Annotated in this window: 22 protein-coding genes; 14 read left to right on the top strand and 8 right to left on the bottom strand. The window is 40.3% G+C overall.

Features of this window, described 5'->3' with window-relative positions; translation table 11 throughout:
• Window positions 1–2: 2 nt before the first annotated feature.
• A complete protein-coding gene (locus B3E00_RS16200; RefSeq protein ID WP_293881049.1) occupies window positions 3–959 on the bottom strand; it encodes a hypothetical protein in 957 nt (318 codons plus the stop codon).
• Window positions 960–961: 2 nt separating this feature from the next.
• On the bottom strand, window positions 962–1453 hold the full coding sequence (locus B3E00_RS16195) for a hypothetical protein (RefSeq protein ID WP_293881047.1): 492 nt from the start codon (window positions 1451–1453) through the stop codon (window positions 962–964).
• A gap of 314 nt (window positions 1454–1767) precedes the next feature.
• Here B3E00_RS16195 and B3E00_RS16190 point away from each other — a divergent pair, with 314 nt between their 5' ends.
• The 5 genes from B3E00_RS16190 to B3E00_RS16170 all read left to right on the top strand — a co-directional run bounded on the left by B3E00_RS16190 (window position 1768) and on the right by B3E00_RS16170 (window position 6582).
• Window positions 1768–2580: a hypothetical protein gene (locus B3E00_RS16190; protein WP_293881046.1), complete on the top strand. Its 813-nt coding sequence runs from the start codon at window positions 1768–1770 to the stop codon at window positions 2578–2580.
• 4 nt (window positions 2581–2584) lie between these two features.
• Window positions 2585–4081: a nicotinate phosphoribosyltransferase gene (locus B3E00_RS16185; protein ID WP_293881044.1), complete on the top strand. Its 1497-nt coding sequence runs from the start codon at window positions 2585–2587 to the stop codon at window positions 4079–4081.
• On the top strand, window positions 4071–4853 hold the full coding sequence (gene nadE, locus B3E00_RS16180; RefSeq protein ID WP_293881042.1) for an NAD(+) synthase: 783 nt from the start codon (window positions 4071–4073) through the stop codon (window positions 4851–4853). The genes B3E00_RS16185 and nadE overlap by 11 nt, the downstream gene beginning before the upstream one ends.
• Window positions 4854–4959: 106 nt before the next feature.
• The gene (locus B3E00_RS16175) at window positions 4960–5874 is read left to right on the top strand and encodes a hypothetical protein (protein WP_293881040.1); all 915 of its coding nucleotides are present in this window, start codon (window positions 4960–4962) and stop codon (window positions 5872–5874) included.
• A gap of 3 nt (window positions 5875–5877) precedes the next feature.
• Window positions 5878–6582 carry an NUDIX hydrolase gene (locus tag B3E00_RS16170; RefSeq protein ID WP_293939315.1) on the top strand — a complete coding sequence of 235 codons (705 nt, stop codon included), beginning with the start codon at window positions 5878–5880 and terminating at the stop codon, window positions 6580–6582.
• A 144-nt stretch (window positions 6583–6726) separates the two neighbouring features.
• On the opposite strand, the gene B3E00_RS16165 is transcribed toward B3E00_RS16170, so the two are convergent.
• Window positions 6727–7287 (bottom strand): hypothetical protein, encoded by a 561-nt coding sequence (locus tag B3E00_RS16165; RefSeq protein WP_293881036.1) that lies wholly within the window; start codon window positions 7285–7287, stop codon window positions 6727–6729.
• A 224-nt stretch (window positions 7288–7511) separates the two neighbouring features.
• Here B3E00_RS16165 and B3E00_RS16160 point away from each other — a divergent pair, with 224 nt between their 5' ends.
• Together B3E00_RS16160 and B3E00_RS16155 are read left to right on the top strand one after the other, a co-directional pair.
• Window positions 7512–9986: an SEL1-like repeat protein gene (locus tag B3E00_RS16160; protein WP_293939313.1), complete on the top strand. Its 2475-nt coding sequence runs from the start codon at window positions 7512–7514 to the stop codon at window positions 9984–9986.
• A 106-nt stretch (window positions 9987–10092) separates the two neighbouring features.
• Window positions 10093–10320 carry a hypothetical protein gene (locus tag B3E00_RS16155; RefSeq protein ID WP_209575743.1) on the top strand — a complete coding sequence of 76 codons (228 nt, stop codon included), beginning with the start codon at window positions 10093–10095 and terminating at the stop codon, window positions 10318–10320.
• Window positions 10321–10395: 75 nt separating this feature from the next.
• On the opposite strand, the gene B3E00_RS16150 is transcribed toward B3E00_RS16155, so the two are convergent.
• Window positions 10396–10926: a YfiT family bacillithiol transferase gene (locus tag B3E00_RS16150; RefSeq protein ID WP_293881030.1), complete on the bottom strand. Its 531-nt coding sequence runs from the start codon at window positions 10924–10926 to the stop codon at window positions 10396–10398.
• 196 nt (window positions 10927–11122) lie between these two features.
• Here B3E00_RS16150 and B3E00_RS16145 point away from each other — a divergent pair, with 196 nt between their 5' ends.
• The gene (locus tag B3E00_RS16145) at window positions 11123–11788 is read left to right on the top strand and encodes a DUF2625 domain-containing protein (protein WP_293881028.1); all 666 of its coding nucleotides are present in this window, start codon (window positions 11123–11125) and stop codon (window positions 11786–11788) included.
• A gap of 185 nt (window positions 11789–11973) precedes the next feature.
• On the opposite strand, the gene B3E00_RS16140 is transcribed toward B3E00_RS16145, so the two are convergent.
• Both B3E00_RS16140 and B3E00_RS16135 read right to left on the bottom strand, forming a co-directional pair.
• A complete protein-coding gene (locus tag B3E00_RS16140; protein WP_293881026.1) occupies window positions 11974–13284 on the bottom strand; it encodes an NYN domain-containing protein in 1311 nt (436 codons plus the stop codon).
• Window positions 13285–13676: 392 nt separating this feature from the next.
• Window positions 13677–15536, bottom strand: coding sequence for a CocE/NonD family hydrolase (locus B3E00_RS16135; RefSeq protein ID WP_293939311.1), 1860 nt, complete (start codon window positions 15534–15536; stop codon window positions 13677–13679).
• 507 nt (window positions 15537–16043) lie between these two features.
• Between B3E00_RS16135 and B3E00_RS16130 the strand changes: the two genes are divergently transcribed.
• The 6 genes from B3E00_RS16130 (at window position 16044) to B3E00_RS16105 (ending at window position 21785) form a co-directional block, all read left to right on the top strand.
• Window positions 16044–17372 (top strand): inositol-3-phosphate synthase, encoded by a 1329-nt coding sequence (locus tag B3E00_RS16130; RefSeq protein ID WP_046675789.1) that lies wholly within the window; start codon window positions 16044–16046, stop codon window positions 17370–17372.
• Window positions 17373–17539: 167 nt separating this feature from the next.
• A complete protein-coding gene (locus tag B3E00_RS16125; protein WP_293881020.1) occupies window positions 17540–18265 on the top strand; it encodes a nucleotidyltransferase family protein in 726 nt (241 codons plus the stop codon).
• A 13-nt stretch (window positions 18266–18278) separates the two neighbouring features.
• On the top strand, window positions 18279–19163 hold the full coding sequence (locus B3E00_RS16120) for a hypothetical protein (RefSeq protein WP_293939310.1): 885 nt from the start codon (window positions 18279–18281) through the stop codon (window positions 19161–19163).
• A complete protein-coding gene (locus B3E00_RS16115; protein WP_293939308.1) occupies window positions 19144–20097 on the top strand; it encodes a CDP-alcohol phosphatidyltransferase family protein in 954 nt (317 codons plus the stop codon). The genes B3E00_RS16120 and B3E00_RS16115 overlap by 20 nt, the downstream gene beginning before the upstream one ends.
• Complete coding sequence (locus B3E00_RS16110) at window positions 20087–21076, top strand: lysylphosphatidylglycerol synthase transmembrane domain-containing protein (protein ID WP_209575729.1); 990 nt, start codon at window positions 20087–20089, stop codon at window positions 21074–21076. Before B3E00_RS16115 ends, B3E00_RS16110 begins: the two co-directional genes overlap by 11 nt.
• Before the next feature lies 1 nt (window position 21077).
• Window positions 21078–21785 carry an HAD family hydrolase gene (locus B3E00_RS16105; protein WP_293881012.1) on the top strand — a complete coding sequence of 236 codons (708 nt, stop codon included), beginning with the start codon at window positions 21078–21080 and terminating at the stop codon, window positions 21783–21785.
• Here the strand turns inward: B3E00_RS16105 and B3E00_RS16100 are convergent.
• Together B3E00_RS16100 and B3E00_RS16095 are read right to left on the bottom strand one after the other, a co-directional pair.
• Window positions 21768–22658 (bottom strand): helix-turn-helix domain-containing protein, encoded by an 891-nt coding sequence (locus B3E00_RS16100; RefSeq protein ID WP_293881010.1) that lies wholly within the window; start codon window positions 22656–22658, stop codon window positions 21768–21770. The two genes, B3E00_RS16105 and B3E00_RS16100, sit on opposite strands and share 18 nt — an antisense overlap.
• A gap of 2 nt (window positions 22659–22660) precedes the next feature.
• Complete coding sequence (locus tag B3E00_RS16095; RefSeq protein WP_293881008.1) at window positions 22661–23341, bottom strand: M15 family metallopeptidase; 681 nt, start codon at window positions 23339–23341, stop codon at window positions 22661–22663.
• Between the last annotated feature and the right edge of the window lie 116 nt (window positions 23342–23457).

Here is a 23457-nt window from a genome sequence, read left to right as displayed (position 1 = left end):
AGTTACTGAAATAGTTTCATGATTTTCTTTGACTTGGTCCTTTCGGCGAGTTGGAAAGCAGATAATACGTCGGATTCATATTGATATACTTTCTCCGTGCTGGCACCTTTCTGCAAAAGATAATCTATGGCTATTTTGTTTTTCATTAAGATCGCTTTTCCAAGTAATGTACATTGTGTGAAGCTATAATCTGCTTTAACTTCATCTATACCCAGACGGTTCAGACTATTTAAAGAAGCTTTACGGATAAAATCCATGTCATTTTTTTCTATTGCCATCTTCAAGACTTCGAAATCATTAAATTGTCTATTTCGAGGCAGAAATAAGCGGTAAAATTGTTTGGCAATAGCATACTGATCCTTTTCTAAAATCCGATGAATGGCATTGCTGCTAAATTCCTCTACTGTGGAAAATCCATGCAGCTGACTAAAAAATAAAAGTATATTTTCAAAAGGGAGCATGGTCGTTTCGAGTTGCAGGAGGCCATGGAGGTCATTCGTGTCAAACAGCTCCTCTATGTGCTTCAGACTATCCAACGTCATCGTGCGAACTGCCGGCTGCATGCTAGGCAGCCAATTTGAGGATTTGGATACAACAAATCTGTGGTCGGTAATCTTATAACTGGCGGAAATGGGAGGAGTATCAAAGCTAATGATCGTTATTATTGTATCGGATAGCTCATAGTGCTTTGATCGAAGGTGCTCTACCGTTGAATTTGTAAATACCGCGTTTAAATCAACCTGAATTGTGTTGATTTGATTCTCCTCAGCCGACAAATTGTAACAAAGTATTCCTTGGTCGCTGATGTAAAAGGGCAGTTTGTCGCCTGTCTGTTGCTGTATATCAAACACCATACTGCTTTGGGATGAAAAAAGTACCGTTGGCAGGAATGATAGCCAACAAAGTAAGTAAAGACCTGTTTTTAGCCATTGGCGATTAATAGGATAAAATGATCGCATAATTAATCGTGATACTGTTCTAAAAACTGATTGATCTGATTCGTTAGACCGAAAGATTCTGTTTCCAATAAATTGATTTCAGCCTCTATCTCGGTTGTCGTCGGTGATAAGGTTAGCTTTTGGTACACCTGAATGTCCAGTTCCAAAACAGCTAATTGCAGCGCTAACAGATGCTTTCCCTCGGTAGTATGGAGCTGCAGTTCGTTGAAGGCATGTTTTAAACGTTCCAGTTCAGCAATTGACTTTTGAAAGTCATTTTCATCGGCCTTGCCAAAGTTCGGATAGGTTTCACCCAAGGTACGAAAAGCATCGAGGTATTCTTCCTCTGACATTTCATAAATATTCGAATAGAGCATATTGTACGCATCGATGGCGTCATAGGTCTCCTCATCCATTAAGTCTTCGCGATAGTTTTCGACCAATTGGTTGATGTCTTGAGATTCAATTTGTATGATTGATTCAATATCTTGTTTGATAAGATTGGCTAATTCCATGCTTTATGCTTAAATAAATCAAAGTCTCTCTCAGCCTACAAATGTGCTGACAAAGATTTTCGTGACTATGGTATAGACAAAGATCATGTTTTATCGTAAAATTTCAATCCCTATAATCCGCTAATTTCGATGAAAACCAGATCGATTTTTTCGTTACACAGATTTTTTCAAATTATTTAACTGGTTTTCAGTGCTGTATGTTCTATTTTAATTTTTATGAGTAAAAAGTACTCAATATATTTTGCAGCGTTAAATTTAATCTCCATATTTGTTGAGTAAAAAATACTCAACAGGATAAAGGAAAATTAGAAGTTATGATTGTATTAAATAAGCATCAGATAGTCACAGAGCAATTTCCAAATGGGGAGACAAAAGTGAAAGATTTTGATCAGTTGATCTTAAAGAACAATCTCATCGAATTTACTTATCAGGAGGATGGCGATTTGATCCGCTTGCTTTTTGTCAAAAAGCGACTGGACGAGGTTCCCTGCGAATCTTGCCGTCTACTGATTCGATATATGCCCTATAGCCGCATGGATCGTAAGATTGAAGGTGATTTGTTTACCTTACAGTATGTGGCTGACTTTATAAATAGTTTACAATTTGATACGGTATCTGTTGTCGAGCCACATTCCAATGTGACGTTGGAGCTCCTGGCGAACAGTGTGGGGATTTATCCGGCACTGGACTGGTTGCCACAATTAATGGAAAAACTTGATTTTTCAGCTCAAGACCGGATTGTTTTTCCGGATAAAGGAGCCGCGGCACGTTATATCAACAGTGGTTATGAAAATAGCTGCATTTTTGAGAAGAAGCGAAACCCACAAACAGGCCGAATCGAAGGGATGGAGCTCAAGGCCGGGGATATTCCGCTCGGGGCAAAATGCATTATTGTCGATGACTTATGTTCTGCAGGTGGAACCTTTCTCTGGGCAGGGAAAATTTTGAAAGAAATGGGAGCTAGTGTGGTCTATCTTTTGGTTACACATTGTGAACCTCGAATTTTTAAAGGCGCATTGCTGGATGATGATTCACCGATAGTCAGTGTGTTTACCACCAATTCAATGATGGATACGGTCCATCCTAAAATAAATTATATCAACTTAACAAATGAGAACCATGTTTAAATCGATGAACAAAAATCCAATCCTTTGGACAGATGGTTACAAATTGTGTCATAAGGATCAATATCCGGATCATACACAATGGGTATACGAAACCTGGACTCCACGCATGTCACGCCTAGAAGGTATCAATCATGTTGTTTTCTTTGGACTTCAAGGGGCACTCGCCGAAATCACCAATTCATTTGATGAGAACTTTTTTGCCCAGCCGGAAGAAAAGGTAGTCGCGGCGTATGAGGAAGCAATCGCATCCGTTTTTGAGCCGACAAACGTTAATTTTGCCTCAACACATGAATCAAAACATATCCGCGATCTGCATCGATTGGGCTATCTCCCAATCAAAGTAAAAGCCTTGCCCGAGGGCAGTCTAGTGCCAATCGGTGTGCCGATGTTTACGATTGAAAATACACATCCGGATTTTTTCTGGCTGCCCGGATATCTGGAGACACAGCTATCCGCTTACGTCTGGTCGCCGATGACTGCGGCGACGATAGCGGATCAATATAAAAGATTGTTGATGGGCTTTGCGGAGACAACGGGCGACGTCAATAAAGTTTTCACCCAAGCCGGAGATTTTTCCATGCGTGGCATGGGTTCTCCCGAAACAGCATATCGTACAGCCGGTGGGCATCTATTAAGCTTCGGTGTATCGGCTACGCTTTCTGTCAGAGAGTATCTGAAATCGTACTACCATGCAAAAAGTGATGTAATGATGTATACCCCATCCACGGAACACAGCGTTATGTGTTCCTATGGAGACGACGAAGTGGAAGCTTTCAGGCATCTCATCACCAACGTCTACCCAAGTGGAAATATCTCTATTGTATCAGACACCTATGACCTCTGGCATGTCGTAGATCATGTTTTGCCGCAGTTGAAGGACATTATTATGGCAAGAGCGGGTAAAGTGGTGATCCGTCCCGATAGTGGCGATCCTGTAAAAATTATCTGTGGTGATGCAGAATCTGATCGCAGTACTGTTCAGAAAGGTATTGTCGAACGTCTATATGAACTTTTTGGCGGCACGACCAACAGCAAAGGATTTAAGGAGCTGGATTCACATATCGGAGTGGTATATGGCGATTCCATTACACTAGATAGGGCCAATGAAATCTGTCAAGGTCTGCTTGATAAGGGTTTTGCTTCCACCAATACCATATTGGGAATAGGCTCTTATACCTATCAATATGTCACACGCGATACTTTTGGTTTTGCGTTAAAAGGGACTGCCGAAATTGTCAATGGAGAATTTAAAGCAATTCAGAAGCGTCCCGCTACAGATACCGGAAACTTTAAGAAATCGCAAAAGGGTATGGTGGCTGTTGTTTTCGAACATGATGAACTTCGTTTAATAGATAACCTGAACCCACAAACTGTAGCTGAACTGGAAAATAGAAACTTGCTGCGAGAATGTTATTTGAACGGTGAATTTATTCACACGTCTAGCTTTGAGGAAATAAGAAATAGATTAAAAACCGAAACAATTCGAGTATATGGAAAATAGCGTAAACAAACCGTTTTTCATCCAGGATGAAAACGTAGCACAGTATGCACAATTAATGGCATCCTGGATTGCTCAGCAAGTGAAATCGGCCGGCCGTAAAGGACTTGTATTGGGAATGAGCGGTGGTATCGACTGCAGTGTTGTGGCTTGTTTATGCCGCCTTGCTCAAGTGGATGTACACTTGGTTATGATGCCCTATGGCAGCGATATGAATACTAGTAAAAGCCATCAGCATGCGATGGAGCTTATTCAGAAGTTTGATTTTCCCTATCATGTATTTGATATTCAGCCCGCGGTTGATGCCCTGACGATTCAGCGCGAAGGGTTTATAACGGAAGCCTCAGCAGCAAACAGAGCCTTGAGTATAGCGAATATCCGTCCACGTGTGCGGATGACCTATTTGTATCAATTTGCGCAGCTAGGAAGTAGATTTGTCATCGGTACAGGTAATATGGCCGAAGCTACCGTGGGTTATTTTACAAAATGGGGCGATGGTGCCTACGATCTGAATCCGCTGGCAATGGTCACTAAACAGGAAGTGTATACATTAGCAAAATACTTGGGCGTACCGGAATCTATTCAGTATAAAAGTCCGTCTGCTGGTCTTTGGGAAGGGCAGACAGATGAAGAGGAATTGGGGATGACTTATGCGCAAATTGATGGGTTTATTCTTAGCGGCACATCGGGCGACCTTACGATAGACGAACGTATTCGTAAGCGTATTGAGCAATCTGCACATAAGTTTGCTGCGATACCTACTTTTAAGGGGTAGTTTTAAATGTTTAAGTAAACTAGCGCAAGCGCGCTCAGGTTGATCGGACCGCAAGGACGATTAGCGTTTTAACGCAATAAATACGGACTTAAAGAAAATGAATAGCATGAAAACACCATTTGATCAGATTGTCGATGTGCAGCATATTGCCAGCGGCAAAAGCGATAATGTACCGGCAATGCTGGCCTTGGCACATGAGGAAAAGGTCGAGCCTGCAGCTTTGGATGCGAAACGAACACTGCTTTTGGCAATAGATGTTCAGAACGATTTTATGGAATCTATTGGGAGCCTCGCCGTCAAGGGTTCCAAAGGAGATGTTCACCGTCTAACACAGTGGATGTACCGCAATTTGGGTTCCCTGACACAAGTGATGTGCAGCCTTGATTGTCATTCGATGATGCAGATTTTCCATGCCGACTGGTGGGTGGATGCGGAAGGAAATCATCCGGAGCCATTTACCATCATTCGCTATGCCGATGTCCGCTACGGTATCTGGCGCGCTACCGATGGCTGCCATACAGCATTAGCGCTCGATTATCTCCAGCAGCTGGAATCTGCGGGTAAAAAACAATTGTGTATCTGGCCATACCATTGTTTGGAGGGAACCTGGGGTGCACAGCTTGAGAGTCAATTTACGAATATGCTCTATTTCCATAGTGCTGTGCGCAAGGTAAAACCGATCTTGGTTTACAAAGGACAGGATCCGTATACGGAGATGTATGGTATTATCAAAGCCGAGTATGATGACAATAAATTCGTAAACCATGCTGTACTTGAAGCAATACGGGCATACGATGCTATTTATATTGCGGGGGAGGCATCAAGCCACTGCGTATTGGCTTCGGCGGTACAGATTTTGGAATATTTTGAACATGATCGGTCAATTACCTCCCGTATTACTTTATTAACAGACTGTATGTCGCCGATCGGCGGATTCGAAGAGCAAACGCTACTGCAGTTTGACGCACTTAAAGAAAAATATGGGATACAGCTCAAACTGTCAACCGAAGTAAATTTGTAGCTCATGGAAAGTTCAATAGAAAAATACACCTATGTATATCCCAGACCGGCTGTCACAGTGGATTGTGTCATCTTTGGCTTTGATAAAAGCCAGCTCAAGGTATTATTGATAAAACGGGCAATAGAACCTTTCTTGGGAAAATGGGCATTTCCTGGCGGTTTTATCCAGGAAGATGAAACAGCCGAAGACTGTGCGCTTCGTAAGCTGCGCGAGGAGGCGGGTCTCCAGGATATTTTCCTTGAACAGCTATATACGTTTTCAGACTTAGCTCGTGATCCGCGTGGAAGAGTGATCAGCATTGCTTATTATGCACTTGTCAAGCCTGAAGCATATATGTTGCAAGCGGGTGTAGATATTGAAGCGGTTAGGTGGTTCGGCATTGATGAAAATAAAGATCTCGCTTTTGATCATATGCAGATCTTGAATACCGCAATCCAAAGACTCAAGGGGAAAATACGTTATCAGCCGATCGGTTTTGAACTTTTGCCCGAGCAGTTTACGTTGCCCGATTTGCACAATTTGTATGAAACCGTTCTGCAGCGCTCAATCGACCGCGGTAATTTTCGGAAAAAAATCCTCAGTATGGGGTTATTAATCGACCACAGCGATAAGCAAAAAGATCGGCGTGCTAGGGCCGCGAAGATCTATAGTTTTGACAGGGTAAAATATAAACAACTTACTGAATCGGGTTTTTATTTTGAAATATAAGTTTAACCATTGGAGCCAGACAGGCGGTCGTCAATGAACGACTGCCTGTCTGTTTTAACCCAGGCTGAATCTTTTGATATCTTTAATAAAGGCTCCGTGCAGATTTCATATCATCCCGCAATTGTCAGGTGAAGTCGGGTTAGGCTAACCCTGAAAATCGCCACAATCATGGACTTCAAACTGATCGATCAAAGCTTTCTGTGTGTAGTGTTTTGCGATACGTTTATTCTTTAGCAAAAGAGCATCCCCCTTTATTTGCAATTCGAAAATAGGTTCTTTCTCTACTCGCTTGAAGATAAATTCATTGTGTTGAGTCTTTAGGATTAAGCCCGCCTCGCTGCTGGTATAGGTGAAGTCCTTAATCTGGTAGATTTCATTCGAATCACAGACGTTGACCAAATGAAGCTGCTCTTTACTGATCTTGATTTCTGCAAGATCACAGGCATAACATATTCCCGAGAATTCGATCCCATATTTTTTAAAACTATTTTTGCTTTCCGGCCGAAGAACGGTAATGGGATAGAGCTGCCTGAAAAGCGTAAGGTCATCAACGGATAGCGAGGTTTGGTCTTGTTGTTTGTGTATGGAGTCTATGCTGGGAGCCCTGCTAAATACAACAGTAGATTTTTTAACCTCATTCTTTTGTTGGCAGTTAAAAAGCAATGCCACGCAGGGCAGAAAAATAATCTTTCGTATTAATTTCATTGTCGTTTCTTTTAGTAATGATTGTCGTTGCTGATAAACATATGGATTGACATGTAGTTTTCATTGTTCAATCTCGATACATTTTTTTTAAATAGAGACCGAAAAAAATCCCTATTTTCCGCTATTCGAAAAAACTGATAAATGCGGTATTTTTATCACATTCGCACGAGTCATAGGATGATTTAAATCAATGCGACAAAGACGAAAAATAGAAAAATTAACGCATGGCACATCGCATTTATATTTATAATGTAAATCTCAAGACCAAAGAAACATATCCTTTTTATCTGGCCGAATGGAATTACGAAATTCCTATCCTCATGCGGCCGTTATTTTCCGCCAATATTCGGTCTAAAGGTAGCCAGCTTTTTGCAAATAAGGAAGATGGAATCGCTAGGCTTCGCTATTTTTATGCGTTGTTGGCCGATAGGTATCAACTGCATTATAAAAAAAAATATTATGAGCCTGTGAACCGAATGTTTGAATTTTTGGGAGGCTTACCTTTCGATACATTTCAGATCGATGGGCGGGATGTGTTTAGCATGAACGCGGAGAAAGATACCCTGCAGGCTAAAGCATGGGCCGAAGAAATCAGCATGCAAGCCTTATTGTATGAACAAGCTGTCGATGAACAATCCTTAGATCCGCTGGGCTCGCTGTTGGAAACTTCTGGCTATGCTTCTTTTTTGGATGCTCTTCAAACCGATTGGATTGATTACGGATTGGGATTATGGTCGGAAGAGCTTTTGCGGGACAAAGGAGCTGAGGTTTTTGAAGCAGAGGGAAAGCAAGGATTAAGAAATGCGAAAGGTGATCTCCTGATTCCGGCAATATATGATGAAATATTCGAATTTAATGAACAGGGGATCGCTGTAGTTGAAGCAAATGGACGATTTGGCTACATCCATGCGAGCGGCGCTGAACTGGTATCCTGTCAATATAGTGATGCTTTTGACGCCCGGTCTATCCATGGAAACAACTATGCAGAAGTGGAAGTGGCAGGAAAACGTGGCGTACTACATATTGATAGCAAACAGCTGAGCATACCTGCCTTATACGATGAGCTCGACTGGATCGCCTACGGTTTTTTAAATGCGAGACAAGGGGAGAGCAACATTCTCCTTTCAGTTGAAGGACGATTGATTATTTCAGATCCTGTGCCCGAGTCGTTTATGTATGACTATAACAAGCTGTTCTATAGCCGACAAAAAGGAACGATAAAAAAGAAGTATTATCTTATGGACGGTCAGTATTTGGGGACTTTTTTGGAAGGTAGCCTGGAGCCATTGGCCAATCGGTATTTTTGGATTAAACCCAATAAGCTACAGCCAAAAATTTCTGTCATTCAACCCAATGGTAATATGTTGGATGAGGGAATTGACCGGATTATTGTGTTAGAAGGCTACCGAAGTATCGCGTATCTCAAAAATAAGAAATGGCAGCTTTATTCGCTTGAACATGGGATATTCCGATTGATGGATAATCTGATAGAAAACGTCGCAGTAGATAGTATACAGCAGTACCGTAAAGATATTTTTGTCTTAAGCTGCTCCAAGACACAGGGGATTTATGATGCGCATCGCGGAAAATGGTTACTTGAACCTGCTGATGTCTATCAGAAAATCGAACATTGCTTTTTGGATTTTATGCGCATACACTGCCCACAGGGAATGCGCTATTTCGATACGAAGCTTAAATTTTGTAGTGAGCCTTATGATTATATCTGTTCGCCTTTTCACTATCCAGCGCCCGATGCAGTCTCAGGCGAACTTTTATTGCTTTTTAAGGGTGAGCGGATGTTTTATCTCGACCTAAACCGAAATGTGATAGAAATACCGGAGACAGCATTCGGATATTTATATACAGAGCGCTATCATCTACAGGGACGCGATCAAAACTATTTTGTACAGTTTTATCAAGCCTGGACGAAACGCAAGGGGGATGGGTATGAACAGTATTTCGATAATGACACATTAATGGAAAAGGGGAAGAGGCTTGATGCTGAAGGAAAATTCTCCGAAGCTATTCGCTTGCTCACAATCGGAGCCGGTCGCGGTAGTGCAGACTGTCAGTATTTACTTGGAAATATATATACAGATGCAGACTACGAGGGGATAGATATCGAAAAGGGAAAGTCCTTCTATGAACAGGCAATGGCGCAGGATCATGCTCAAGCATGGAATAACTGGGCGTTTCTTTATGCGACAGCACATGGGGTTGAACTCGATATTTCGAAAGCTTTAAAAGGATATAGGCAAGCTGTTGCACTTGGAGAAGCTCAAGCTATGAGCAACTTAGGGAATTGGTATTACGAGGGTGTCTACGTGGAGCAAGACCATAGCGTAGCCTTGGATTACTTTAAGCAAGCGGAAAAGGCGGGTATTTTCAATGATGCGCAAATGGCAGAAATCTATTATCAAAGACACGATTACACGAACTTATTGCGTTATTTGAAGAGAGATAAGGCAAATCAGTTTGCGGCTATTTATCATGGAATTTTGTATGAGGAAGGACTGGGCGTTAAACAAAGCTTACCCAAAGCCATCCGTTACTATGAGCAGGCCAATCAAGGGAGCGTGTATGTCTATGCTGTCAATCGTTTGCTGCAGCTGTATGCTGCGCATGGAGTTGCAGCAAATGCTGAAAAATATGAGTTTTGGTTACATTTTGCTAAAGAAAATGCTGTGGAAATTGAATAATAGCACGAGCATTATGATCGCATGGAAAACGACTCATTACAAATACCGCTATCGCACGGATAAGAGAAGTGTCTTTAATAAATTAGTTAAACATAATTAGTAAATCATGTTGTCATCAGCAAATATAGATTTCAGCGGCATTCTAATCGATTTGATCACGATTGTTTTTTTTGGATTTGGAACAGTTTACACGCTCGCGCTGGGGATTATTCACATTGTAAGGAAAAAGACGCGAACTGTAGGTTATTATTTGCTGTCGTTTCTGCTGTCGGGCCTTATTGGGCTGGCTATTGCAGGATTGATGGCCTTTCTGTGGGTATTGTCACTTCAATAAAGCGTGATGGCGTCGTTGGCTTTATTGCCATGATCTTTTATCGATGAAATGATCATTGCGATAAAGCCAACGCTATTAATAGTTTTTGGCATTGGCAATGTGCATAAGGTGATGGTTACAATGCCAGGCATATAAGCCAATGTTTACCTTTAAAGAGATCAACCTTTTGGTAGCCGGATGAATAAATCCTCTTTCTAGCTGTTCATCGGTTAGACTTTTGAGCAGAATCCCCCAACGTTCATGTAGGCCTTCAAGTAATTTTACCGAACTTTCTATGGGAATATTCTTAGCGTCTGGAAGTTCGGCCCACAATTTTTCTTCATATAATTTGATGGTGGGATCTTCTTCTGTCAAGGCCAATTTGAATCGAATAAAGCTGTTCATATGGCTGTCGGCACAGTGATGAACAACCTGACGAATGGTCCACCCTTCGGGCCGGTAGCGTTTCTCCAGCATATCGTCCGTTAGGTCCCCGACTTCGGACTTTAATCTAGCCGGAAAATCTGTAATTGTTTTAATCCAGTCATTCAATAGCGTATGGTCGATAACATCTGATATGGCGAAGCGACCGATAGGGTATCTGAGTTTTTCTAATTCATGTTGCATAGCCTAAAATTAATTAAAATAAACGCTAGATTCCTAATATTTATAGCTATGGCTTAGTAAATATTTTCTGGTATTTGCACTTATGCTCGTGTAATTTGGATGCGATAAAGAATTGTGGTAATTTCGGCAAAATTGATTAGGACATGGAAGTTCCATTCGGGTGGTGGGCGATTGACCATGCAATAAAAAGCAAAAAATGAAAAGTCTAAAAGAATTGATAGATACAGGTAATTCTGGATGGAAGCTCGTGCAGAGTTGGATGAACGAAGCGACAAATTCATATGAAGTGCTTACCCGCGATCCAAAGAGAGCTGATGAAGAACTTCTGCGGGCGCAGATCACCACGAAATCTCCCATGGGAGCCATTATCCACCAGACTGGTGGCATTTTAATCGATGGAGGCTGGCTACGAATTTTAGGTTCAGGTTCGCCAAAACTGAACCGCGGAATAATGGAATGGAATAAAGGGAAGAGCTTTGTTAAGGAAGGTGAAAAAGGTGGCTTTTTACTCATAGCTGACGACGTTTTGGGTGGTTACTTTGCGATCAACGCAGGGGCTCTAGGCGATAGTATTGGACAGGTTTACTATTTTGCGCAAGATACTTTACAATGGGAAAGCTTGGAGTGTGGCTATTCGGACTTTATCTTTTGGGCATTAAAAGGGGATGTCGCACAGTTCTATGAAACGTTCAAATGGAAAGACTGGAACGACGATGTGAAATCCCTCAATGGTAATCAGGTATTTTCGTTTTACCCGTTTTTATGGACGGATGAAGCGCGGGACTTTCGAAAAGTGGACCGTAAGCCTGTGGCTATTGACGAGAACTACCACTTTACCATGGAATTTGCGGGCGGACGTTAATCCGTTACGTTGTGAATAGCAGGGATTAAGCCGTTTAATGCCATTGCGCTATCAATTCGAAAGCAGTCGAAGATCGTATTCCAGAAGATCGTATTCCATTTGTTGGGGCCCACTACAATTTAATTAGTCGATAAAACAAACCGTATTGTCTTATCGACTAAAAAATCTGCTTGAGTAACACCAATCTATATAGATTTGTTTTGAAGGCTAAAGCTTACTTCGTTCAGCCTAACAATTTGTATTTGGATCCCCTCAGCGAGAGCAAGTTGGGTTGCAGCTTCCTTTCCTAATTTAAGGACGTGAAAGCCTCTGCCCCGATAGGTGAAATTACATTCATATTCACCAGCGTTGATCATAATCCTTAATTTTTGGGATTTGGTTGGAAACAAAGGTTTAAATTCCTTTGTGATCCGGATCTGTGTCTTTTTAACATCATCCGCCGTGATCTTATTGCCTTCCGAGGGGAATAGCATACTGCTGGACAAATCGCCCGATGTTGGAGTAGTGACTTCTTTTTTCTGTTCCGGCGCCGCAGGACTTTGCACAGTCTCTTTTGGCGTTATTTCAGCAGGTATTTTATCCTGCCGTTTCCCAGGCCTTCCTTTTTTTCTACCGTTTTGATTCGCTGGTTTGTCTGTATGTTCCGTTGTAGTCGTACTGTTCGAAACTATTTTAGGTTCACTATCCAGCGGCGGTGTAGGCGTCACAGCGGACAAAGGACGCTTAATGATGTTACGGATATAATAGTGTTTTATACGCGATTTGTCCGTGTTCCTTTCCTCAATTTCAAAATCTTCCTTATACGCTTTGAAAAGGTGGGACATCTTGTCGTAACCGTAATTGCGCGCATCAAAGTCAGGCTTTCTTTTATTAAAAAGACTTCCAATCTCTCCCAAGAATGCCCAGCCATTTTCATCCGCTGTATCATCCACAGTGTCTTTCAAAAGTTCTAGGGTTTCCTCATCCAGTACTGCTATGCTTGTTACATTTTCAACAGGATTTGGTTTAGGCTGATTTTGCTGCTTTTTCTTCGCTACCGTTTCTTTCTTTTGATTTTTTTCAAATATTTCGACGTAGATGAATTTGTCACAGGAGGCGATGAAAGGCTTAGGAGTCTTTTTTTCACCAATACCGATAACAAGTTTACCCGACTCCCGTAAACGTGTGGCTAAACGGGTGAAGTCACTATCGCTTGAAACGATACAAAATCCGTCCACTCTGTCCGAGTGCAGAATATCCATGGCGTCAATAATTAAAGCCGAATCGGTCGAATTTTTGCCTTGTGTATAACTGTATTGTTGGATTGGAGTAATAGCATGGGTAAGAAGTTTGTCCTTCCATTTTTCAACGTAAGGATTGGTCCAGTCTCCGTAGATGCGCTTGATGGTTGGAATTCCATACCTTTTAACTTCATTCAAAATCTCTTCGATCTTTCGATAAGATACATTGTCCGCATCGATTAGTATTGCGATTTGCAAATCCCCATGTTCTGCCATATATTTCGATTATATTTTCACTATTAAAATTTCTTATTTATACATCTGAGGGCTTTCATCCCAATATATCCGTTAAAAATACAGTATTGTTAAACAACTTCTCTAATTTTTTGAGAATTAATTTAAGCACTATTCTTTTAGAACAGGCGATCAGCAAATTTTGTTTTGTAATAAGCGTTGTTGAAAAAGGGTTGATAGAACATTAGAGTAATAAAAAAAAGGTTTTCAAACGGGGAGAATGAAAACCTTAAATAACCAATTATAAACCTAAATTATGATGATACAAAGATAGTGTAAATGTTACACCTCTGCAAATCTTATTTCATTTTTTTTTAATTACCCTTGATACTTGTAGCTAAAGAGCTACGGATAAGCAGTGTTATTCTGAGTCATTAATCCTTCAGCCTATCAAATTCAATGTATGTTGCATTATTCACATCATGAAAGATCCGTTGGGTAGCTTTCTGAAAATCAGCTTTGGTAGCGGTATATGGTGGTAAGAATACCTGTGGATTTCGTTCTGCTAGGGGAAACCAGGAGTTTTGTACCTGAACCATTATCCGATGCCCTTTTTTGAAGGTATGGGCCACATCTGGCATTTCAAAATTGACCTTTTCGACCATTCCTGGCGTTAGTGCCTCTGCTTTTTCAAAACCGTTGCGATATTTTCCCGCCATAATTTCTCCGCGAACCATCATTTGGTATCCGGCCATTGTTTTTCCTTGATAGCTCGGTGCATCATTCGGATAAACATCAATCAGTTTAACGACATAGTCTGCATCTGTGCTCGTTGAGGACACTTTAAGATGGTTTTTGATGGGACCTACAATTGTAATATCCTCAGTCAATGGATCTGTTTGATACACCATTACGTCCGGACGGCTGGCTGCAAAACGTTGGTCGTCAACCATATATTCCCGTGTTCGGTTTTGAATTAAGCCACCTTGATGTGGAACGGGTTTATTGGGGTCAGTTACATATTCATCCCACGAATCTGTACGTTGCACTTTGTCAAATGCAAGTTTTCCCTGAGGGTGGAAGTAGAGTTTTTTTGTCTCTACATTTTTCGGAGGCCATTGTTCAAAATGTTTCCATTCGTTGGTGCCCGATACAAAAATAGTAGCTTCGGAAGGAGTGAAACTCCCTTCATCTTTCAGGTAATATTTGAAAAATGGTTGCTCAAATTGTTCCTGATACGTAATGCTGGTTTTTTTATCAAATTGAATATCGCCCAGAAAGCTGCCGTCTGATCGTACCCAGCCGCCATGATACCAAGGGCCAGCCACCAAAATCGAATTGTTTTTTTTACTTTTATCTTCAATCGATTGATAGGTCTTAAATGTTCCATAGGCATCTTCAGCATCGAAGAAGCCCCCGACAACCATCACTGCTGGTTTCACCTCCTTTAAAGCGTTGGTAATTACACGCGATTTCCAAAAATCGTCGTAATCGGGATGTTTAAACAGGTCATTCCAGAATTGAACAGAATCGCCAAAATATTTTTCTTTGAGTTCTCGCGCTGTTCCAGCTTCTAAAAAGAAGTTGTATTTATCAGCTTCTTTGATCTGAATTTTGCTTTTAAACTGATCTGGGGTAATGGGCTTGGGCCGCGGGACGCCAAAGGTTGACATAAAGGTAAACGCATCCTGCAAAAACAGTACGCCGTTATGATGGAAGTCATCGCCGATGTACCAATCTGTTACCGGAGCCTGGGGCGAGACTGCTTTTAAGCTTGGATGTGTTTTGACAAGCCCTACAGTAGAATAGAAGCCCGGGTAGGAGATTCCGTAAAGCCCCGCGTTACCATTGTAGTTTTTAAGATTCTTCCGCAACCATTCCAGTGCATCGTAGGTGTCTGTACTTTCATCAATTGCTTTTTTATCTTTGCTGTATGTAGTTGGACGTATATCCTCAAAATCGCCTTCACTCATCCACTTACCGCGCACATCCTGATAGACGAAAATATAACCGTCACGCATCATTGCCGGAAAGTTTCCTAGACTTTTCTTATATTCATTTTGCCCATAGGGAGAAACAGTATAAGGCGTTCTGTTGAGCAAAACTGGATACTTCTTGGATTTATCTTTTGGACTATAGATCGCAGTAAACAATTTTTTTCCATCTCTCATTGGTATTGTTACTTCAGTTTTTTCATAAAAATCTCTAACGTAAGCAGAGTCGGCAGCTGTTTGAGCATGTAAATGGCTGGCACATAAAAACGTTAAGGTGAGGTACGAAATCGTATTTTTCATTCAGATAATTATTTGTTCGGTGCTTACTCGGTGTAACCGTATTTCACACTCCATTTGTTACTAATAATGTTGTGGAATTATTGCGGGTATTAGATTTTAAAACTAAAGGTAGTGCTAGTAACGCCATTTTCCAATTTTATTGTCATATTTGTGAGAAATAGAAAAGGAAAAATTGACCATTTTTTTAGAAATAAAAACTTTTTTTGTTTTGAATTTGGATTAGATTTCGAATGTTGATATATTGAGTAGGATTAGTGGAAGGTTATTTTTCGATTGACACGTATAGCTAAAATCATTAAATCTCAGCGAGATGGTGTGATTTAATACGAATAATAATTGTTTTTCAGGTTATTTATTTCGGTTTCAAATCGCATTATTATCGATACTTTTCACGATTTTTATAAATATAATGCCAAGTGGTATGAATTATGTTTTTTTAAGCTAATTTTAAGAATTATTTTATCATAATACATCAATTAAATAACAATTTAAGTATATAGAATTAATATGGGACAACAAGTGAAAGATGCCAATGGGAAATTGGGTATTCTTATTCCGGGATTAGGTGCTGTGGCTACAACATTGATCGCTGGTGTGGCATCTATAAACAAAGGTTTTTCAAAACCAATCGGATCTGTTTCTCAATTGAGCAGAATTCGTCTGGGTAAACGCACTGAGAACAGAAATCCATTAATTAAAGATTTCGTCCCTTTAGCAAAATTGGAAGATGTAGTTTTTGGCGGATGGGACGTATATGAAGATAACGTATACGAGGCTGCGTCAAAAGCACAGGTATTGGAGCAAGGTCAATTGGATGCTGTTAAAGCTGAATTGGAGGCTATCCAACCAATGAAGGCTGTGTTTGATCGTAATTTTGTTAAAAATTTAGATGGAACACACATCAAATCTGAAAAAACTCGTCGTGAATTGGCAGATGCCGTACAACGAGATATTCGTGAATTTAAAGAGAAAAATGGATTAGACCGCGTCGTATTGGTATGGTGTGGCTCTACAGAACGTTATATTGAAACGAACGAAGCTTTTTCAACATTAGCTAAATTGGAAGAGGCTTTGGATAATGACGATCAGCGCATTCCGCCAAGCATGATTTATTGTTATGCGGCTTTAAAAGAAGGTGCTCCTTATGTCAATGGTGCACCAAATTTAACGTGTGATGTTCCGGCAATCGTTGAGCTAGCTCACGAAAACGGGGTAGCTATTGCAGGTAAAGACTTTAAAACAGGTCAAACATTAATGAAAACAATCGTAGCACCAGGTCTTCAGGCAAGAGCTTTAGGTGTTGAAGGTTGGTTCTCGACCAACATCTTGGGCAACCGCGATGGATTGGTATTAGATGACCCTGAAAATTTCAAAACAAAAGAAGTCTCTAAATTATCGGTATTGGAAGAAATTTTAGATGCGAAAAAGAATCCGGAGTTGTACGGTGACCTTTATCACAAAGTGCGCATCAATTATTATCCTCCTCATGGTGATAATAAAGAGTCTTGGGACAACATTGATATCTTCGGTTGGTTGGGCTACAAAATGCAGATTAAGATCAATTTCTTGTGCCGTGATTCAATTTTAGCAGCTCCAGTTGCGTTGGATTTAGCACTTTTTATCGATTTGGCTCAACGTGCAGGTATGTCAGGTATTCAAGAGTGGTTGTCATTTTACTTGAAATCGCCTCAAACGGCTCCAGGTTTACCTCCAGAACATGATATCTTCAAACAATTGATGAAATTGCAAAATACCTTGCGTCACATTATGGGTGAAGATTTAATCACGCACTTGGGATTGGATTATTACCAAGAGCTCGTAGATAGCATTCAATAAGCGACCTTAATAAGATGGGGGAAACAATTGTTAAAGACAGTTTTTCCCCTTTTTCTTCAACACCATTGATGCGGTTGAAGACTTGATATAACCCTCTGTAGGCTTTTGTGTTTATCAACGCTGAGCGAGTGACGGGGGTTTTGCTTTTTTTAATAAATGATTTTATTTTGCAATTAGAAGAGATGGAATTTGCTATCATAGCAGCGGGAGAAGGTTCTCGATTGCGAAAGGAGGGATTCAATTTACCGAAACCCTTGCTACCATTACATGGAGTTCCATTAATTGAACGATTGATTCGCATATTTGCCAAAGAAGGAGCACAAAAGGTTCATGTCATCATCAATAAACAATCTCCGGAATTGAAATTGTTTTTGGAAAAAACGACTTTTGAGTTACCTATTGTGCTGCTAGAGGAAGATACTGAAAGTTCCTTGCACAGTTTTGCTTTGCTTGTTAAAAACAATCCTGATTGGTCTTCCTGTTGTCTTACGACAACCGATACGGTCTTTAAGCCACATGAATTTCATGCCTATTTAGATGATTTTCATCACCATAAAAATGCAGATGCTTTTATGGCTGTTACCCCTTTTATTGATGACGAGAGCCCTTTGTATGTCAATACCAACCAACAACTTGAGGTGGAAGCTTTCTTAGATAGAGCGACACCAGAAACGAGATATGTTTCTGGCGGAATTTATTGTTTTCGTAAAGCCGCCATGGATTGTGCATTAAGTTCCGTTGCTGCTGGAAATTCGAGAATGCGTAATTTTCAGCGTGCGTTACTGGAAAATAGTTTGAAAGTTGAAGCATTTGTGTTTGAAAAAGTCGTCGACATTGATCATCTAAAAGATCGAGAAGTCGCAGAACAATTTTTGAGTGAGGAAGTTAGTTAGAAAAATGAGCGAGATGATTTCTATTTTAGGCGTAACTCGAAAAAATCGCTTTTCACCCAATCATGTGGGGAATGACGCCGCTATATTCAATGAAGTAATTTTAAAACTGAACGAAAAAGGTGCTTCAGTCGAAATTTGTAATGAAGATGAATTTTTGTCTTTGGCAACCATAAAGCAAGATAATATCTTAACGATGGGGAGAACAAAGACTTTAGTCAAAAAGTTGCAATCGCTTCAAAGCAAAGGTACCTATGTTTTGAATTCGGGTTTTGGAATTGAAAATTGCTATCGTAAGAATATGACACTTAAACTTTTGGAAGGCGGAGTTCCTTATCCCAAAAGCATTGTGATATCTACTGTAGCAGACATTCAATCTATTTTTGAGAAATTGAAAGGGAAGGGGGTGTGGATTAAGCGTGGCGATTTTCATGCTATTCATAAAGAAGATGTTACGTTTGCCGGTAGCCTGAAAGAAGCTCAACATATCTTGAATGAATATGCGCTCCGTGGAATTAAAGAAGCTGTAATTTCTGAACATCTTGCCGGAGACTTATTGAAGTTTTATGCTGTACGCGGAACAGCGTTCTTTTATTATTTCTACCCCTATGAACACAATCATCATAAATATGATTTGTACGAGCAAATTAATGATGAGGTGGTACATTTTCCTTTTGACCTCGAAAATTTAAAAGAAGTCGCTAATCGTGCGGCTGAAGTCCTTGATGTACATATCTACGGCGGCGATGTGATTATTGATGCCAATGGAGATTTCCATATTATAGATTTAAATGACTGGCCAAGTTTTGCGCCATGCCGGGCCGAGGCCGCAGAGGCTATTGCTCAAATGGTTTACCATAAATTTACTGAAAAGAACCACAATGCAGAAAGAACAAGTTAATGTAATCGAAGAAGCAAATTTGAGTGCATTCGAACAATCTTTAAAATCTAATGATACAGAAGAGCGAATTGACATCTGGTTTTATCGACCTATTGGTTATCGTATCGCAAAAGTATGTGCTAAAATAGGCATTACACCTAATGCGGTGACGATTATTAGTATCTTCTTTGGTGTTGCTGCGGGTATTTTATTCTATTACCCAGCGCTGTGGATTAATGTAATTGGTATGCTTTTACTGGTTTTTGCCAATTCTTTAGACAGTGCCGATGGACAGCTGGCAAGAATGACAGACAACAAAAGTCGTTTTGGCCGTATCTTGGATGGTTTTGCCGGTGATTTTTGGTTTGCTTCGATTCATATAGCAATCTGTTTACGCAGTATCAATGAGGGATGGTCACAATGGTTATGGGTCTTTTGTGTGCTTGCAGGTGTATCGCATATGATTCAGTCAGCAATGGCCGATTATTACCGCAATGTTCACCTGTATTTTATAAAAGGTAAAGCCGGAAGTGAGCTGGACAATACCCGTGATTTGAAAGCGGACTATGAAGCCTTATCCTGGCGTAAGAATTTCTTTAGCAAATTTGTGCTGAATGGCTATATGGGCTATACGCGAAACCAAGAAAAGCTTTCTCCCAAATTGCAAAAACTATTGCATATTGTGAAGAGTCGCTATAAAGATGAACTGCCACAACAATTGATGGTAGATTTTAGAGCGCGGAACAAGCCATTGATGAAATATACCAATATTGTACAGTTCAACACCCGGGTGATTTTCCTATTTGTTTGGTTGTTTATCGGTCAGCCTTGGATTTATTTTTTCTTTGATATGTTTGTCTTAAATCCAATATTAATCTATATGTGTAACCGGCAGGAGAAAGTAAGTGGTTATTTTGTGGATAAATTAACAAATGATCCAACCTATGGGGAGTAAGATCTACAAAGTACTCTTTATGCTGATTGGTATAGGTACACTTGCCTATATGATTCAGGCAATGGGCATTGATGAGATTTGGAACAACCTCGAAAATATAGGATGGTGGTTTTTGCCTGTACTTGGCAGTTGGGCGGTACTCTATTGGATGAATGCAATGGCATTTAAGGCAATTATTGAAGAGCCCGAATTACCTCAGACGGACGTGCCTTTTTGGAAGGTGTTACAACTGACGATATCTGGTTATGCAATCAATTATATCACGCCATTTGTCGCCTTAGGGGGAGAACCCTATCGTATTATTGAACTCAAAAAATATGTGGGAGGCTCGAAGGCTGGTTCTTCGGTACTGTTGTATGGCGTCATGCACATCTTGTCCCATATTTTATTTTGGGTAGCTTCTGTTTTCCTCATCCTTTGGTTTGTACCGGCCAGTACGATGGTGAATGTGGCCTGTGCTGCGATTTTTGTAATGGCTATTATTTGTACTTGGCTATTTACAAAATTTTATAAGAAGGGAATTACAGTTTCGCTTTTGAAAGCATTGTCTAAATTACCTTTGGTCGGTAAAAAAGTCAATCATTTGTTGGAAACGAAGTATGAAACCTTAAATGATGTGGATCAGCAGGTGAAAAACCTTTTTCAAAATCGCCGCGACCGTTTCTACAAAGCTCTTTTCTGGGAGTTTGTAGCACGGGTAGTGGGGTGTTTTGAGATTTATTTCATTGGTTTAGCACTAGATATCAATATTGATTTTGTTGATGCCATGATCATTAGCTCAGGTTCTTCATTATTTGCCAATCTGGTGTTTTTCTTCCCCATGCAATTGGGGACTCGGGAGGGCGGATTAGCCATGGCTGTGATGAGTATAGGATTGCCCGCTAAAGTCGGTATTTTTATGGGCGTTGTCACGCGAATTAGAGAAATTGTATGGATTATGATCGGCTTGGGTTGGATGAGTTTAGTAAAAAAGAAATAAAATGAATAAGTTTAACGTTAAGGGAATTATTTTTGATTATGGTGGAACCTTGGATACGAATGGTGGTCATTGGGGAGCCGTTATCTGGTCGGGTTATGAGAAATACGAGGTTCCTGTAAATTTGAACGCTTTTCAGGAAGCCTATAGTTACGCAGAACGTCAAATGGCTTTACAGCCGATTATTAAGCCGGACTTTGATTTTTTAGCGGTACTGAAGGCAAAGCTTAATGTACAATTTGAATACCTTATTGCTGCGGGATACGAACTGGATAAAACATTAGCTGATAAAATTGCATTTGATGGCTACTCCCTCGCGAAGAATACAGTTAATCAGGTGAAGCCGCTTCTAATTTCACTGCGTGAAAAATATCCAATTGTCATGGTTTCCAACTTTTATGGCAATCTGAAATCTGTCCTCGCCGATTTTGGTATCTTACCTTATTTTCAGTCCGTTGTGGAATCTGCCGTTGTCGGTGTACGCAAACCTGATCCTGCAATCTATGCATTAGGTGTCGACAAATTAGGACTTCCTGCCCAAGAAATTGTTGTCGTAGGTGATTCGTATAGCAAAGATATGGTTCCGGCTAAAGCCGTTGGATGTCAAACCTTATGGTTGAGAGGACAGACTTGGGGCGAAGATAAACTGCAGGATACTTCTGCTGCAGATCAGCAGTTTACAAGTATCTTCGATTTAATCGACTTTGTTTAAATAGAGGTTCTGACGAAATTCTTTAGGCGAGATACCAACATTTCGCTTAAAGAATTTACCGAAAAAAGACTGATCCGAGAAGTGTAATTTCATTGCAATTTCGCGCATCGGAAGCCCTTGGCAAAGTAAAGACTTTGCTTCTTCCACCAAGACATTCTGAATAAGTTCTATTGCTGATTTTCCAGTAAGCTCCTTGGTAATTACCGAAAGATGCTTCGCCGTGATACCGAGTTCCACGGCATAAAACTGAACCATGTGTTCTTTGTGAAATGACTTTTTGAGCAGCAGGTAAAAATTTGCCAGTATTTCTCGTTTCCGCGAAGGAATAGCAGGAGTATTTCGAAGGTTTTGGCTTCCTAATCGAGCGATTTCACAAAATAGTATTTCTGTTAAAGACTTTACAATCTGATTTTTGAATAGGTAGGTAGATGCTTGCCGATCATAATGAATAAACTGCTTGAATAAGTTAGACAGGTTGATCGCATCTTGATTCGATAGCGACCAGATATAACTATCGTTGATGGCCAGCGATTTTTTCGTTACCTCAAAAAAATCCTCCTGAAAGTCCAATTTGAAGCTGAAATCCAATGTAAAGAAAAGCAAATACACTTCACAGTCCCAAGATTTGGCGACCGAAGAGCTATTGACTCTCGATGATGGACTGGTTAACAATAGGTGATTTTGGGCCACCTGTATGCGTTCATTATTAATGATAAAAGAAGTTTCACCCTTTTTTATTAAACAGAGCGAATAGAGTTCACCCTTTTTTAGGATGTGCTGCTGCTCAGAGCTGAACACAGGCTTTGATTTGTTGCCTTTAAAATGAAAAACATAAAAGCCCTTATTTTCGAATGGTATTTCCTTCACAGACATGTTTACTTCACGATAAAATCAAAATAAGTTTTACGATAAGGTTCATTTTGCAACGTATAATGCCACCATTCTTTATCGTAAGCTTTAAACCCAAATTTAGCCATAGCTTCTTTTAGAATTTTTCTATTTTTTTTCTGTTGTGCCGTTAGATTTGCATATTGATGGTGTGACACGGCTCCGAAAAAATCGAACGGCCCGCCCATATCAATCTCTTTTTTATCTTTCAGGCGAATGATCGTAAGATCTACTGTACTGCCACGGCTATGGCCTGATTTGGAGGCAATAAACCCGAGCTTAAACAAATTCTTCTTATCAAGATGTGGATAAAACTCTCTTTTTGCAATGGTGTCGTCAGTTTTTAATGACCATGACTTGAAGTTGTCAACAGCGCGCTGTGGACGGTAGGCATCAAATATTTTCAAGCCCAAACCTTTTTTATTTAAATGGTTTTCGACCTGCTGCAGTGCGAAGGCTGCCCGCTTAGTTAAAATCGCAACAGGCTTCTCATAACCCCGTATTGGTCTTCCTGTAAAGTTGTGACTGCCGAAATAACGCATTTCCAAGCTAACATTAGGAATAATGTCCTTGACGTATACAAAATCTAATGGTATGCTTTTTTCCTGTGCACAGATGAATGAACTGAAAAAGCTTAAACCAAGGGCAAGACACAAGTTGATTTTCATGGAATGAAGATACAACTTGTGCCTGAATTAATATAATAAAACATTGATTCTCGTCCGTATGGAAAGCATCCGCCAATTTCAGTGTATTGATCCGTTTGCTGTTAGATAGAAAGCCC

The sequence above is a fragment of the Sphingobacterium sp. UBA5996 genome, from assembly GCF_002429765.1.
In the GTDB taxonomy this organism is placed as follows: domain Bacteria; phylum Bacteroidota; class Bacteroidia; order Sphingobacteriales; family Sphingobacteriaceae; genus Sphingobacterium.
This window is presented reverse-complemented; position numbering and strand designations above follow the sequence as displayed.